Source organism: Niveibacterium sp. COAC-50, assembly GCF_013184235.1.
GTDB classification, from domain to species: Bacteria; Pseudomonadota; Gammaproteobacteria; order Burkholderiales; family Rhodocyclaceae; genus Niveibacterium; species Niveibacterium microcysteis.
The window spans coordinates 158448-172898 of record NZ_JABCJM010000006.1 but is presented as its reverse complement, the minus strand read 5'-3'; the positions used below and the strand labels follow the sequence as shown (position 1 = coordinate 172898).

General features: G+C 62.2%; 12 protein-coding genes. 3 read left to right on the top strand and 9 right to left on the bottom strand.

Annotation, left to right across the window (positions count from 1 at the left end):
- Nucleotide 1: 1 nt before the first annotated feature.
- The 9 genes from HH302_RS19220 to HH302_RS19180 all read right to left on the bottom strand — a co-directional run bounded on the left by HH302_RS19220 (nucleotide 2) and on the right by HH302_RS19180 (nucleotide 12384).
- Entirely contained in the window at nucleotides 2-1630 is a 1629-nt protein-coding gene (locus tag HH302_RS19220) for an asparagine synthetase B (protein WP_371814738.1), read from the bottom strand.
- Nucleotides 1631-1818: 188 nt separating this feature from the next.
- Nucleotides 1819-3060, bottom strand: a complete 1242-nt coding sequence (locus tag HH302_RS19215) for a pyridoxal-dependent decarboxylase, exosortase A system-associated (RefSeq protein ID WP_172204074.1) — start codon at nucleotides 3058-3060, stop codon at nucleotides 1819-1821.
- Nucleotides 3057-4652 carry an acyl-CoA ligase (AMP-forming), exosortase A system-associated gene (locus HH302_RS19210; protein ID WP_172204072.1) on the bottom strand — a complete coding sequence of 532 codons (1596 nt, stop codon included), beginning with the start codon at nucleotides 4650-4652 and terminating at the stop codon, nucleotides 3057-3059. Before HH302_RS19210 ends, HH302_RS19215 begins: the two co-directional genes overlap by 4 nt.
- 115 nt (nucleotides 4653-4767) lie before the next feature.
- Complete coding sequence (locus HH302_RS19205; RefSeq protein WP_172204070.1) at nucleotides 4768-5997, bottom strand: polysaccharide pyruvyl transferase family protein; 1230 nt, start codon at nucleotides 5995-5997, stop codon at nucleotides 4768-4770.
- 50 nt (nucleotides 5998-6047) lie between these two features.
- Nucleotides 6048-7493 carry a lipopolysaccharide biosynthesis protein gene (locus tag HH302_RS19200; RefSeq protein ID WP_172204068.1) on the bottom strand — a complete coding sequence of 482 codons (1446 nt, stop codon included), beginning with the start codon at nucleotides 7491-7493 and terminating at the stop codon, nucleotides 6048-6050.
- Nucleotides 7490-8812, bottom strand: a complete 1323-nt coding sequence (locus HH302_RS19195; protein WP_253946235.1) for a 3-deoxy-D-manno-octulosonic acid transferase — start codon at nucleotides 8810-8812, stop codon at nucleotides 7490-7492. The genes HH302_RS19200 and HH302_RS19195 overlap by 4 nt, the downstream gene beginning before the upstream one ends.
- Nucleotides 8805-9869 carry a GNAT family N-acetyltransferase gene (locus HH302_RS19190; RefSeq protein ID WP_172204064.1) on the bottom strand — a complete coding sequence of 355 codons (1065 nt, stop codon included), beginning with the start codon at nucleotides 9867-9869 and terminating at the stop codon, nucleotides 8805-8807. The genes HH302_RS19195 and HH302_RS19190 overlap by 8 nt, the downstream gene beginning before the upstream one ends.
- An 86-nt stretch (nucleotides 9870-9955) precedes the next feature.
- Nucleotides 9956-11188: a glycosyltransferase gene (locus HH302_RS19185; protein ID WP_371814737.1), complete on the bottom strand. Its 1233-nt coding sequence runs from the start codon at nucleotides 11186-11188 to the stop codon at nucleotides 9956-9958.
- Nucleotides 11173-12384, bottom strand: coding sequence for a DegT/DnrJ/EryC1/StrS family aminotransferase (locus HH302_RS19180; RefSeq protein WP_172204062.1), 1212 nt, complete (start codon nucleotides 12382-12384; stop codon nucleotides 11173-11175). Before HH302_RS19180 ends, HH302_RS19185 begins: the two co-directional genes overlap by 16 nt.
- A gap of 125 nt (nucleotides 12385-12509) precedes the next feature.
- On the opposite strand from HH302_RS19180, the gene HH302_RS19175 reads away from it, so the two are divergent.
- Genes HH302_RS19175 through HH302_RS19165 form a run of 3 tightly spaced genes read left to right on the top strand, consistent with a single transcriptional unit; the run spans nucleotide 12510 to nucleotide 14433 of the window.
- Nucleotides 12510-12758: an acyl carrier protein gene (locus HH302_RS19175; protein ID WP_172204060.1), complete on the top strand. Its 249-nt coding sequence runs from the start codon at nucleotides 12510-12512 to the stop codon at nucleotides 12756-12758.
- Complete coding sequence (locus HH302_RS19170; protein WP_172204058.1) at nucleotides 12755-13594, top strand: hydrolase 2, exosortase A system-associated; 840 nt, start codon at nucleotides 12755-12757, stop codon at nucleotides 13592-13594. The genes HH302_RS19175 and HH302_RS19170 overlap by 4 nt, the downstream gene beginning before the upstream one ends.
- Nucleotides 13591-14433 carry a hydrolase 1, exosortase A system-associated gene (locus HH302_RS19165; RefSeq protein WP_172204056.1) on the top strand — a complete coding sequence of 281 codons (843 nt, stop codon included), beginning with the start codon at nucleotides 13591-13593 and terminating at the stop codon, nucleotides 14431-14433. Before HH302_RS19170 ends, HH302_RS19165 begins: the two co-directional genes overlap by 4 nt.
- Nucleotides 14434-14451: the final 18 nt, after the last annotated feature.

Sequence of the window (14451 nt, the reverse complement as noted above, 5' to 3'; positions counted from 1 at the left end):
GCTAGAAACGGGTGTCGGGCGCGTTGGCGCGTAGCCACTGCTCAAGCATCATGCCGATCCACACCATCTCACCGTAATAGCCGGGATGGGCGGGCAACAGCTCACCGAAGAGCGCATCGACGAAGCCCCGCTGCAGGATGCCGCGGTCTACTAGCCCATGCACCGAATTGCGCGAGAGCGTGCGCAAGGCGGGGTCCGACAAGGCCCAGTGGCCAAAGGGGAGGCCGAAGCCGTGCTTCTTCTTCGTCAGAATTTCGTCGGGCAGGAAGCCCCGCAGTGCGTCCTTGAAGAACCAGCGAAGCTTGAAACCCTTGAGTTTCATCGCATCAGGCAGCGACAAGGCGATTGCGATGAGATCCTCGTTCAGCAGAGGGAAGCCAACATCAAGCCCTGCCAATGAGGTCGTGCCGATCACCTTCGGCAAGTCGTTGTCGGCGAGGGTGAAACGCCAGTCGAACCCGAGCTCGTGATCGAGCACGGTGTCGGCATGCACGCCATCCCAGACGCGCCGACGCAATTGCAGCGGCGTGTCGGCGTCAGTCAGGGCGCGGAATTGCGGGCCGAGCACCGAGTCCTGCCCGAGACGTTGCAACAGGTTGTATTGCTCCGTTCGAGCGAGCGGCGACATACGTGCCTGCTCGACATAGCTGCAGGCCTTGCTTATGCCGGGAATGCGGCTTGCCCATCCGGCGCCCGCAACTGGTTCGATCAGACTGCTGCGTATCGCGGCGGGAATCGCTTGGTAGAGTTCAAAAACCTTTTGCTTCGCGTAACGCGCGTTGCCGCCAAAGAGTTCGTCGCCGCCGTCGCCCGCGAGCAGCTTGTCGTAACCGTCGGCACGTGCCATCAGTCCAAGGCAGTAGGCCGGCAGCGCTGACGAATTTCCGAACGGCTGGTCGTAGCTGGCTGCGACGGTAGGGATATGGCTGACGAGATCCTGTGCCGTGATGTAGTACTCGCGGTGGTCGACGCCGTAAGCCTTGGCCGCAATCCGTGCGTACTCCATTTCGTCGTAGCCCGCTGTGTCGAAACCGATCGAGTAGCCCCGTGGCTGCTCACCGGAGACGTCACGCAGCATGCCGATGACGGTTGAGCTATCCGTTCCGCCAGAAAGGAAGGCTGCGACGCGTCCGGAGCCCGATGATTCCCGTTCGACGGCCCCACGGATCGCGCCGACGAACTGCGCCTTGAGCGTGTCGATATCGCTGACAGGCGTTTGCGTGAAACGCGGTTGCCACCATTGCGTATCGCGAAGCCCGACGCTGTCGCGGCTGAGCATGTGGCCGGGCTCCAGGCGCGCAACGCCGCGGAATATCGTTCTTGGCGCAGGAATGACGTGGAAATAGAGGTAATCGAAGATCGCCTGCGGATCGATTTCCCTCTGGCTGATCGGGACCGCATCTGCGCGCGAGGCTACTGCGATGGCCGAGGCTTCCGCGGCCCAGCATAGTGGATGGGTGGCGAAGCGATCGTTGAGGCTGCCGAGGCGAGCGCGATCGAGGTCGATCCAAAGCAATGCGAAGCGGCCACCCAGCCTGTTGGCGAGCCCGATCGGATCGTTTATCAACGCGTCGAGCAACGCCGACGGACCGGCGCTTGCATAGGCCGAAGCGAGAGCGGGGTCTTGCACTGTGGGGCGGCCGATTTGTACCACGAGTTGCCGGCTCGACCCGCCAAAACGAATATCAGGCCCCGCTGCTTGAAGCCGGAGGCCAGGCAACGTGATGTCTAACGCTTCGCTTAACGTCGCGGGCAGGTCGCGACTGGAGTCGATCCGAGTAGGATCGAAGCGGCAGACCAGCCGGTTGAGGCGGGCCGTCATACCAGCACCTCAAGCGGCTGCGGGTGAGATAGGAAGTCGCGCGGGCTGGCCGTGAAGCCGTAGGCACCGGACTGGAAAACGACCACCAGATCGCCCTCTTGCGCCGGCGGAAGGTCCATTTTGTCCGCCAGCAAGTCCAGCGGCGTGCAGAGCGGGCCAACGACCGATACATTTTCAGTTTCGCCCGCACGCATGCGGTTTCCGATCGCAACCGGATAGTTCTTGCGGATCACTTGGCCGAAGTTGCCTGATGCGGCCAGGTGGTGATGCATGCCGCCATCGGTAACGAGGTAAACATGGCCGCGCGACAGCTTGCGTTCGACTACGCGGGCGACGTACACGCCGGCCTCCCCGACGAGGTAGCGCCCGAGTTCGATGACAAGGCGAGCTCCTGGCGCCTTGGCGGCCGCTTCCTGCTGAAGCTGTGCAAGGTTGTCGGCGACCGGCGCCAGGTCCAGACGACCCTCACCCGGGAAGTACGGAATGCCGAACCCGCCGCCGAGATTGAAGCTCTTGACCTCGGAGGGGGCTGACTCGGCGAGGCGCACGCAGAGTTCAAAACTCTTGCGCTGCGCCTCGACGATGGACTCTGCGCGCAAGTTCTGCGACCCGGCGTAAAGATGAAAGCCCTCGAACTGCAGACCCAGTTGGCCGATCTCGGCGAGCAGCGCAGGCACGCTCTCGGCATCGACGCCGAACTGCTTCGGTCCGCCGCCCATCTTCATGCCGGAACTCTTCAGTTCAAAGTCCGGATTCACTCGCACTGCGACGCGTGCAACCCAGCCGGTCCGCTCACCGATATCGCTCAGAAGCCGAGCTTCGCGCGCCGACTCGATGTTCAGCAGTACGTTGCTGGCCACTGCCTGCTCCAGCTCCGCGAGGCTTTTGCCTGGCCCGGCGAAGCTGATCTCGCTCGGGTCCATGCCGGTATCGAGTGCCACGCGCAGTTCGCGTCCCGACGCGACGTCAAGCCCATCGACGAGCCGCGCCATGAAGCTCACCAGCGCCGGCATGGGGTTGGCCTTCATCGCATAGTGAAGCTGGATGCCGGTGGGCAGGGTGCTGCGAAGCGTATCGACCCGCGCCGCAAGCAGGCCGCGATCGTACGCGTAGAAGGGAGTCCGCCCCACGCGTGCCGCAAGTCGGCTCAACGGTATGCCACCGACCAGTAGCTCGCCGCCTTCGTGCGGAAACTGGCTCATCTCGACGTGGCGCGGCGGGGTTCGCGTTTCGCTCATTTTGTGGCGTCTAGAAAAAAGGTCTGAAATTCGGCGGACAGCGCTTTGCGGTCGATCTTGCCGTTCGGGTTGCGGGGCAGCGCGCCGTCGCGGATCACAATGTGCGCCGGCACTTGCCACGCGGGCAGTCGTGCACGGCATTCGGTTTGCAGCGCAGCTTGATCAAGGGTACGACCAGCGGGTGCGCACGCGACGAGTACGATGGCCTGGCCCAGCGCCGGATGCTCGACGCCAAACGCTGCGCACTCGCCGACCAGTTGTGTGCCGTAGATGACTTCTTCCACTTCGGTCGGGCTGACGCGGTAGCCCGAGGTCTTGATCATCTCGTCGCGGCGACCAATGAAATACAAAAAGCCCTCTTCGTCCATTCGGACGGTGTCGCCCGAAAATACGGCGATCTCCGGTAGCACGATGCCACTCTCACGCCCGGCAACGCCTGACGGCAATGGCCGGAAGCGTTCGGCCGTCTTCTCGGCGTCATTCCAGTAACCCATTGCAACCAGCGCACCACGTTGGACCAGTTCCCCGGGTTCGTGCGGCGCGCAAGGAGTGCCGTCTTCTCGCAGCACCATGACCTCGGAGTTGGGAATCGACTTGCCGATCGAGTCCGGGCGGCGATCGACCTCCTCGGGCGGAAGGTAGGTGGCGCGGAAGGCTTCGGTAAGGCCGTACATCAGGAAGGGCTTGGCCTCCGGCACGCGCTGGCGCAGCGCTTTGAGCGTTTCGAGCGGCATGCGCCCACCCGTGTTGGCGAAATAGCGCAAATGGCTTCGGATCGCGTCTGGCCATTCGACCTGCGTGAGCTGAATCCAGAGCGGAGGGACTGCTGTCAGCCCGGTAACCTGCTCGCGTTCCATCGCCTTGATGACATCGCGTGGGAGCAGGTAGTTGAGGAGCACGACGCGCGCGCCTACCGCAAAGCCGGTGGTCAGCTGCGAGAAGCCTGCATCGAAGGAGAGCGGAAGTGCGGCCAGTAGTGTGTCGTCTGCAGTGTTTTGCAGATAGCTTGCAACGCTCTTCGCGCCAGCGACCATGTTCCGGTGCGATAGCACGACACCCTTGGGCCGCCCGGTGCTGCCCGAAGTGTAGAGAATCGCCGCCATGTCACTGTCGATGACGCGATGCGGCGTTCGGGCAGCTGAATTCGTCAATGCCTCCCAAGCCGTGACCGGTTGCGGCGAGGCAAGCGTTGGTGAGGTGCTGGTAGAAACCAGATGACGCAGATCGTGACAGTCGGACAAGACCGAGTCGAGCAAGGCCAGGCGTTCCGGCGAGCTGACGAGAATCCGCACGTTACAGTCGCGGAGGATGTACGCGACTTGCTCAGGCTTCAGCAGCGGATTGATCGGTACGAAGACGCCGCCCGCCGCGGTGGCACCGAAGCTTGCGACAACCGTCTCCGGCCGTTTGTCGAGCCAGATTGCGACGCGTTCGCCACGTGACAGGCCTAGCGCCAGAACGCCGTGGGCGAAGCGCTCGATCTGTTCGGCCAGTTCGCCGTAGTGCAGCGTCTGCCCGGAAAACGTGAGCGCGGGCCTTTCTGGTGCGCGGTCTGACCAAACGCAGGGGAGTTGGTGCAGCAATGTCGTCATGATCTGCGGGGAGCCCGGAAGACAAGGCTTCATTCTAGTGCGCGAGCGTGGGGGCGCTTGTGCGGCTTGGCACGGCGCGACGGCAACACTGCGCGCCGGCAACGCCGCGAGCGCTTCAAATCTGTGACAGGCGAGTGTCGACCCGGGTTTGCCAGTCTTCGTGAAGGGCCGCCAATTCGCTTCCGCGTTTCACAAGAGCCGGTCGGCAGTCCGACGTGGCCATCTTGGTCAGCGTTTCGTATAGCGAGTCGGGCGAGATCACCCGGTCGTCCAACGCCCACTCCGGGTGTCCAAACGCGGTCATGAGACCCCCAATCTTGTCGCGGTAATACGGCTTGTGCCAGAGCCCCAGCACCGGAACTGCCGCAGCTAAGGCAAATACTGAAAAATGGTAGGCCATGCCAATTCCGAGCGTGCAGCGCGCTATCTCAGCACGAAGCACTCTAGGGTCTTGATCCCGAACGATGCGCGCTCCTGGCCAGCGTCGAGACGCGACCCAGTGCTCGTAGATCTGCGCTTCGTAGTTGTCTCGTTCATGAAACTGGAAGAGCCAGATCGTCCAGCCTTCTTCGGAGAGCCTGTCGAGCAGCGCTTCAAGAATGAACTGCACACGGCTTGTGTCCGCTTGGTGCGGCGAAACGCGCCAGTGGACGCCAATGGTTCTTGGCCTGGGCGCCAGCGTGTTACTCGGGGGCAGAGTCAGCGCGTCGTCGCAGACGATTTCTGTGCGGTTTACGGGTGCCCCGAGCCTTGATAGAACACGAATTCCGCCGCCCGCATCCCGCAAACCAACCATGTCGGCCTTCTTAACAACCTGACGCATCAGGTATTGAGTGAGAAAGGTCGAATAAGGGCCGAGACCTTGACCACTCAGGATGATCGGCTTCTTAAGCCACGCAGCCAGCAGCGCGGTGGTCAATAAGGCGCGGCATTCCAGCTTTCCCTGGTCCGTGAGGTAGCCGCCGCCTATGAAATAGACGGCATCTGCATCCAGCAGTGAGTTGAGCAGCTCGGCTTCCATGATGTGGCTGATGGGCCTGATCTGGAACGTTCGGCATGCCATGACTACGAGCGTCAGGAGAAAGAACTCGGCGGTGCCGAGTGTTGCATGGAAGAACCGAGTAAGCCGCGCGGAGGTTCTGGTTGGCCGCCGGCGGAAGCTCCAGCGGCTCAAACAGTCGACCACGAAGCTGACTTTCGTGAGGTGAAACTCTGCCACCAGAAAGTCTGGCGTGCGGGCGCAGACAAGAAGGCGCCAATCAGGGTGCTTCTGCCGCAACTGCCGAACGGTGTTGGTCAGCATGGCGCGATCGCCGAGGTTTTCACCGACGCCGGTATTCAGCAACAGAAGGGTCTTCGTCGCTGCGCGCATGCAGTTTGGACACAATCAGGTGTTCAGGGACCTCGTGAGCGGAACTGCCGGTACATCCGACCCAGCTCCATGCGATAGGGATGCTTCATGGAATATAGACTAGCGAGCCAGCAGGCACCGAAAAGCACGCCGCCGCCGATCGCGATCGTGAACGCGGGGAGCTCTTTGGAACGAGCCCAAACAAGGAAGAGTGCAGGCGCAGCGAGTGAGGTGATAACAACGAGAACGCTTGGCCCTAGCGCACGCAGAAGCGACGCCATCGAAACGTCGTGAACCCTTTTGATCTGTCGGTGATATAGCGCGACACGCAAGACACTCATTCCGCACATGCAAAGCGCCACGGCTTCGATGCTGAACGTCGCGGCGATGCTGATCGCGACAATTTGCACTGGGTTTGCGACAAGCTGTGCCCGGAACAGCTTATCAATCGCACCGGATCCCGTTAGAGCCGGGGCTGCAAGCATCGTCGGGGTTGAGAGCAAGCCTGCAATGGCAATCAATGACATGGCCGGCGCTGCGGGGAGCCATTGCTGCCCGAACAAGACATGAATCACCGGCTCTGCGTACAGCGCCATGAAACTGAAAAACGACAGCGGGATGCACGCAAACATACGATACGTTTCGATGTAGGTAGCCCCAAGCGGCTTACCTTCATGCCTTATCTTTGCGAACTGAGGCAAAGCGACGCGATACACGGTCCCAACGACGAAGTCGCCAAAGGTGTCTGCAAGGCCGTTTGCGCGGCTATAGAGCCCTGAGGCCGAGAATCCAAGCGAGCGAGAAAGTGCGAAGTCGGGCGTTCGGCGCGCGAGTTGTTCCAATAGCATGCCGCTTGTTTTGTAGAGGCCAAACCCGCCGATTTTTCGCCACGCCGAAAAGTCGGGCCTGAAAGCGACGCTTGCTGGACGCACCGCTAGCAGCATCAGTGTGTTGGCCACCATGGCTGCGACCAGTGACCAGGCAAGCCCGATGGCTCCAAAACCATGCCAAGCCAACAGAATTGCAGCGATGGAGCCGACCACGGCGCTGCTGGTCTGGATGATCAACATGGTGCCGAAGCGCATCTCCCGAGTCAGGAGCGCATGCGTGATGTAGCCGAAAGGCACGAGGAAGAAGTTGATCGACAGAATGCGCACGACGTTGGCGACGACCGGTTCCTTGTAGAAATGGGCGGCGGGAATTGCGGCTGCGAGCAGTAGTCCGCCGAGCGTCCATGCCAGCAGCAACGACATGCCGAAAGCCGAGCGGATCGTCTTTTCCGTGAGTTCTTGTGCTTGGACGAGGTACTCGCCGACACCGAAGTCACGGAACATCTGAACGATGGCAACCAGCCCCACTGCCAGCGAATAGATCCCACTCTCGGCCGGCGTGATCAACCGAGCGATCGTCATCGTGGTGACGAGGTTGATGGCAAAAGCTAGCAGGCGCTGCGTTGCAGCCAGGCCGAGCGCCTGACGAACAGTGGTCATCCGCGCTCCCGAGTGATCGGAAAGACGCTACGCATGGCCGACCAAGTACGCTCCGTGGCGCCCTGTGCGTGTTCGAGCAACGAGCGAATTCGGTCGGTTTGCTGCTTGCGCCGGCCGCTGTCTGTCAGCAGCGATTGCCAGAGCGTTTCGAGCGTTGCGGCGTTGTCGGATTCGATCAGCAACCCGCCGTCGCGCGTCATTTCGTACACCGGGAAACTCGGGTAGGTGCTGTTCCAGCCAGGCCGAACGCTGACAGGGCAGGCGTAAGCGAGCGGTTCGAGAATGTTGTGGTCGCGGCCCACGTGGGCGATCGAGGCCAGCGCATAAAAGTCGCGCAACTCGCCCATCGTGTCGAGCACGAGGACTTTCACGTCATCATCGAGCGCCTGGTCCCCGTGTTCCGCGCGACGTACGAAGGGTAGCCCGCTGGCGTTCAGTCGTTCGCTCAAGGCCTGCATGACATTCGGGTTTTCCGGATGGCGCGGCGCCAGCACGAGCAGGGCGCGCGGCACGGCTACGGCAAGTGGCTCGAACGCGGCAAGCACCAGATCACGCTCATCGGCCTCGGTGACGCAGCCTGCCACCACCGTTGGGCGGCCTGATGACTGAATCGACTGCAGCAGGCGCGGGCTGCGGGTGTTCTCGAAGGCGCGCGGTAGCGTCTCGAGTGCGTCGAACTTGATATTGCCGGTGATGTGGACGAGGTTTGCACCTGCGCCACGCAGTGTGTTTGCAACCCGTTCATTCTGGGCGCAAACGACGTCAATCAGGCGTAGCCATTCTCGCTGGAATAGCCTTCGTTCGATCGCGTCGGCGCGGCACGAGGTGGGATAGCCGTAGAGCCATCCATTTATGAGCGCGGTGCCGGCGCCGAGGCGTTTTGCTTCGTATAGAAAGCCGAAGGGTAGGCGGCATGGCGCATCGGACGGCCAGCAGGGGATCTCTGCGATGACGAACAAGGTTGGCCGGAACGCTGCTGCCAGGGCCTCGGCCTGGAACTGACTACCGGTCACGCGGACGACATGGGCCGACGGGTGGAGGCTCTGATACGACTCGGCGTAGCCATCCCGGTCGGTCAACAGAACGATCTCTTGGCCATCAGCGGTTGCGAGTTCGATGAGGGCGTTGAGGAACGGCGCCGTGGCGTGTAACTCGCCAATCGTTGACACGAAAACCCAAAGTGACGGTTTCGCCGCTTCCGGTGCGGGGGGCGCTTCAGTCTTCGCGTGCGAACGCTCTGCGATTCGCGACATCAAGTTGAAGAGCTGCCAGCGAAGTTTGAGGCCCAACGACAGCGGGCGCGGCGTCACGCTAAGCATTAGATTCACTCGCCGCTTGGGGCTCGTCCACTGCTTGGCTGCGCCTTGCAGCCACCCAGTCGCGAAGGCGGTGCAGGGTTGACCAACGGAACGCGGTCACATGGAAGAGCTTGCGCGACTCCGTTGTCCAGCGCGTGTGCCACTCCATCACGCGGCCATAGAATTCGATGCGTCGGATCTGCTTTGCGTCGAAGACCGCGTTGAAGGCATCGTGATGCATAAGCGTGGCGGGTGACACGGCCTTGTGTGCTGCGTCGAAGGCAGTCTTGAGGATTACCAACGTATTGCCGGCGCTGATGCAAAGATCCATGGCGACCGTTGCGTCGCCGAAGCAATAGCGCCAGATCTGTCCTCGGCCGGCGGCACAGAAGCGCTCCATCATGGCGCTGTAGAACTGGACCTGAGCATTGCCTTCCGACACAGCGGTGCCGGTCTCGGCCTTCCATCCACTCGCTTCAAGCCGGCCGTATTCCGCGATTGCACCCGCGACATCGTCGGGCCGGGTAAGGATATCGAGCTTCGCTTCAATCCCATCGGCCGCCAGCTTGGTCTTCTGCTTTTTGACGTTGGTGCGCAGGTTCTTGCCGCGTTGGTTCCAATAGTCGGAGAAGTCGCCTTTTACGTCGACCCATGCGGTATCGATGTAGTCGAGCGAGCGCAGGTTTGCCGCACCATCGGGACGTTTACAAAACAACGGGTCCAGTTGGGTGATGCCGAGGCCCAGGCTCAGTCCGGGCAATGATGGCACGAGCGCCTTTGTGAGGGCTTCGAGCGACTCACCGGGCAAGGCGATCCATGCGCCCAGCGGGAGCTGAGATGGCTGAAAGGTTTGCCATTGAGCAAGCCCCTTGGGTTCGAGGATCGCCGCGGCGATGATCTGATCGTTTCGCCGCGCGAACGCGATGTGTTCGTTACCCGTGCCGAAGGTTTCAAGCAGCGGATGCAAGAAGATCGATTCGAGAAACGGCAGGTCGCCGATCTTTTGCGCCAGTTCGTCCCAGTCGGCGCAGAGGCCAGGAAACGCTTTCGCTGGCTGTAGTGACCATGCGATCGTCATGATGGACGAAGACTCCTTTACGAGGCCCGCGATCGTAGTGCCGCGTTGTTCGAAGTGCCAAGGAACAAATCACTTGCGCGCGGAAATCAACCGACGATTTGGTCGAAAAGCCTTGCGAGTTCCAGGGTGCGCGATTCGCGAGAGTGCGATTGCGCCACCATATCCGATGCGACGCTTGCGTTGCCACTGCGCAAGAGTTCGCTGAACTGCCGAAGCGCCCCCTCGACGGCGTGTTCGTCCTCCAGGGCTGCCAGCGTTTGTACGCCGGCGTTGCGCAGCAGACCCGCGGTGTCACCCACCGGGTCTGCGAGCGCAAGGATTGGTCTGCGCGCGCGGATGTATTCGTACGCTTTGGCTGGGATCTGCGCGTTGCAGCCTCGCCCTTGCATGACCAGCAGGCCGTCTGCCGATAGCATCTCGCTGAGCGCTTCGCGGTAGCGGATTGGCGGGAGCAGTTTGATCAGGTCGGTAATGTCGTGCTTGTGTGCAAGTTCGGAAAGCATCGCGTCATTGTCGGACGCGCGGAAGCGGATCGACCAATGGTCGGCGGTCATCACGCCCTCGCGTTTCAAGCGTCCGAGCGCGGCGAACAGTGGTCGAGGATCGCGCTCTGAGGGATAGACGATGCCGCTATGCAGCAGCGTGAACTTGCCGGGTTCGAGCGCCGCGCTGGTGTTGCTTGCAGCGCTGAAACTCGACTCGTCGTAGCCATTCTCGATGACCGCGATCTTGCCGGCGTGATTCGGATAGCGACGTCGGTACTCGTCCGCGGCGCCAGGTGTTGTGAAGACCGAGTGCGCAGCACGGCTGACGGCTTCGGTTTCGATCTGCTTGAATTGCTTCCAGGTTTCCGGGTCCGCCGGATAGCCCGATTGGGCCATCGGATCACGGAAATCCGCGACCCAAGGAACGCCACTGCGCGCCGCAAGCCGAGCACCGATCAGATGCGCCGTCGCGATTGGGTAAGTGCTCCAGATGACATCCGGCCGATACTTGCGGATCAGGTGCATGCCGAGTGGCACCGCGGCAAGACGCCAACTCACCCAACGATCAGGCCGCGCCATGCTGGCAATGTAGCGTCCGCCAATCGCCAGGTGCTTGGAAGTGTTCAGCGCCCAGGCGCGGTGGACCGGCGTGCTCGTCGGAACCTCACCCAGCAGATCGCTACTGGTCTGATCGTAGGCGAGCGGATTTGCTGTCAGCACGATCGGCTCCCAGCCGTGCTGCGGGAGTTGCTGGACGAAGCGCAGCGTGCGCTGAATGCCGCTGCTCCCCGCCAAAGGCGGGAAGTGATACGCAACCATCAGCACCCTGCGCACGGGGCAGCTCCTTCGTCGATGATCTGTTTGAGCGTTTGAACGATCCATGCAAGTTCCGCGCTATTCAGGTCCTGATGGCAGCCGATCTGGAATATGTGGCGGGACCATTCGCCGCCTGCGTCGTCGATCAGTTCCGGCGTACCTGGCCAGCGATCGTCCCAGCGAAACACCGGCACCCCGCTTCGGCGCACGGCTTGATAAACCCGCTCGGGGTCGTCTACCCAGAGCGGAAACACGTAGGGCGCGGCGTCTTCGCCCGCCTTCATGACCAGAGGACGAGCCCCTTTCAGCTGCGAGAGCTGCTCCGCGAGGCGGTTGAAATTAGCCTGGCGCCTCGCGACGATGCGACCGGTACCGCCGGCTTTCACGATGCGCCAGGCGACCGCCGCGATCTTGCGGAATGGCAGCGCATGTTCCGCGAAGTCCGCTTCTGCGCGCGCGGTCGCCGTGTGCAAGTCGATCGGTTCTACCGGCGTGAGGTGGGCTTGAGTGGGCTCGCCTTTGCGGCGATGCTTGGCGCGCACAAGTCCGCCAAGCAGCACATTCAGCCCCGCGAGCCGATGATGCATTACGCCCAGTTCCAGCGCATCGACCGCGACTTTCAGGTTTACGCTGTGTGATCGACGCCCCAGGCTCACCCGGCGTGCCTCGGTCTGGTGCTGGATCAGGCAGCCACCTTCGGTAACCGGGAAGAACTTCGTCAGGCTCGCGATCGCGAAATCTCCCCATTCGCCGATGCCTCGCCCGTCCACCCGACCGAAGAACGCGTGCGCGCAGTCTTCGATCAACGCGGCGCGGTATCGATCACAGAGCGCGCGTATCGCACGCATCGGCCGCGGCAAACCGAAGTAATGCGGGACGATGACTGCCGTGGCGCCGTCTTTCAACAGTTGCTCGAGCACATCGAGTTTCGCGCAGCCGTCGGCGTTGATCGGGTAGAAAACGGGTTGCCCGCCCAGCGCAACGATGGGGGCCACCATCGTGGGGCAGTGGTAGGTGGGCACCAACACGCGTTGCCCTGGACCACAGCCCAGCGCCTTCAGCGCAATGGCAATCGCGGCTCTTCCGCTTGTCGTGGGCAGTGCCGGCCCGGCGTCGGTGACGGCCGGCAGCGGGCAGGCGCGCCGGTCGAGAAAGTAGCGCCAGGAGAGTACCGGAAGCCGGGGAACGGGTAGGGCGCGGAGCGGTACGGGCATCGTGAAGGTTTGTGCTTGCAGTTTGTCACGAGGGCACACCCCTCGGATCCCTATAATACGGGCCTTGCAATCTGGGTTGCCGTTAAGTCCTTGGCGCCTGCCTGTTCACGGTTTTGGGGAATCTCTTGGATATTCGCAAGGAACTTGCAGCCATTCTTGATGAGCTGCTGAGTCTGGGTGGCCGCGCTGCGGCCTTTGATGACGCGACGCCCTTGCTGGGGGCATTGCCCGAGCTCGACTCGATGGCAGTGGTTGGCGTGATCGGCGCGATCGAAGAGCGTTTTGGGCTGGTCTTCGACGACGACGAGATTGATGGCACCTCGTTCGCCAGTTTTGGGAGCCTCGCCAAGTTGATCGACGCGAAACTGTCGTGACCGTGTCGTCTGCCATCGTCGGCCAGCCCGGCTTTCTGCCGGGGCCGGGTGGCGATCGTTTCATCCTGAGCTTTTCCCCGCGCGCGGCACCGGTCGGGCGTCTGATATTGCTGCAGCCCTTTGCAGAAGAGGCCAACAAGTCGCGGCGCATGTTGAGCGAATGTGCCCGCGCGGCTGCAGGGTCTGGCTGGCAGGTGCTGCTGGGCGACGTGTTCGGGACCGGCGACAGTGCGGGCGATTTCGCCGATGCGGACTGGGATGCCTGGCTTGCTGACGTTGTGCGTTTCTGCGAGGCGGCGCCCGGTAATACGCCCTTAGTGTTGTGTGGCGTTCGGTTCGGGGCGCTCCTGGCTGCTGGAGCTCTCCAGCGCGGGCTGACCGCCGACGCCGTTGTGCTGCTCAATCCTGTGATCTCGGGAAAGATGGCGTTGACGCAGTTTTTGCGGCTCGGGGCTGCCGGCGAACTGGGAGCGGATGCCAGTGCGCGGATCGACACCCGCGGGCTTCGCGAGCGGCTCGACCGCGGCGAAACCGTTGAGATTGCCGGCTACGGTTTGTCGCCAGCGCTTGCGGCTGGCATGGAAGCGACCGAGTTCGACCTGTTTGGTGGCGCCTCGCGGCTAGGCTGGATCGAGATTGGTAGTGTCGCGGGGGGCGATCTGCCGCCAGCCGCTGCGCGCGCAATAGATAGATTGCGTGCGAAAGGCGCCGATATTCAAACGGAAGCGCTGGTCGGGCCCGCTTTTTGGCAGACTCAGGAAATCGAGACGGTTGCGGCGCTCCCCGCTGCGCTCGTTTCGATGCTGGGCCGCCTAACTTCCGGAGCGGCCGGGTGATCGAACAGGCGTTTCTGATTGATTGCGACGGCACTCCGATGACGGCGATCCTCGCGATGCCGCCGGTACCAGCGTCCGTCGGCGTAGTGATTGTCGTCGGCGGGCCGCAGACACGCGTTGGCTCGCACCGCCAGTTTGTACTGCTTGCTCGCGCGTTGGCGGTGGCAGGCGTACCGTGCTTGCGATTCGACTATCGCGGAATGGGCGATTCCTCTGGCGAGCAACGTGATTTCGAGCGCGTCGCGGACGACATCGGCGCTGCCGTGGCGTCGTTGCGCATGCGCGTGCCGTCGATCAAGCGTGTTGTGCTGTGGGGGCTATGCGATGGCGCGACCGCGTCCGCGTTCTACGCAGCTGAGAATGCCGGGGTCAGTGGACTGGTGATGCTCAACCCTTGGGTGCGAACGACCGCGGGCGAAGCTGCAGCATTGGTCTCAAATTACTATGGCAAGCGCTTCATGTCGGCAGATTTCTGGCGCAAGCTGCTCAGCGGAGAGATGGATCTGCTCGGGCGCCTGCGTGAATTCGTCGCGAACTGGCGCAGCGCTCGTGCGCGCAATGTAAGCGATTCCGAACCGTCAAACAGCCTGCCGGACCGCCTCGGCGTGAGCCTTGCGCGATTTGGAAAGCCTATCCTTCTGATTACGTCCGGTAACGACTTCACAGCAGCCGAGTTCCTGCGTGCCGCAGAGTCCGGTTACCTTTCAAAAGGCCTCGCGCGATGTCAGATCACGCGCCATGCGATCGAAGCGGCGAATCACACGTTTTCGTCAGCCGCATGGCGCGCTGAGGTGGAAAACGCGACGAGCGGTTGGTTGAGCGCCAACTTCCCGGACTGATCCGTGCGGGTACCCGTC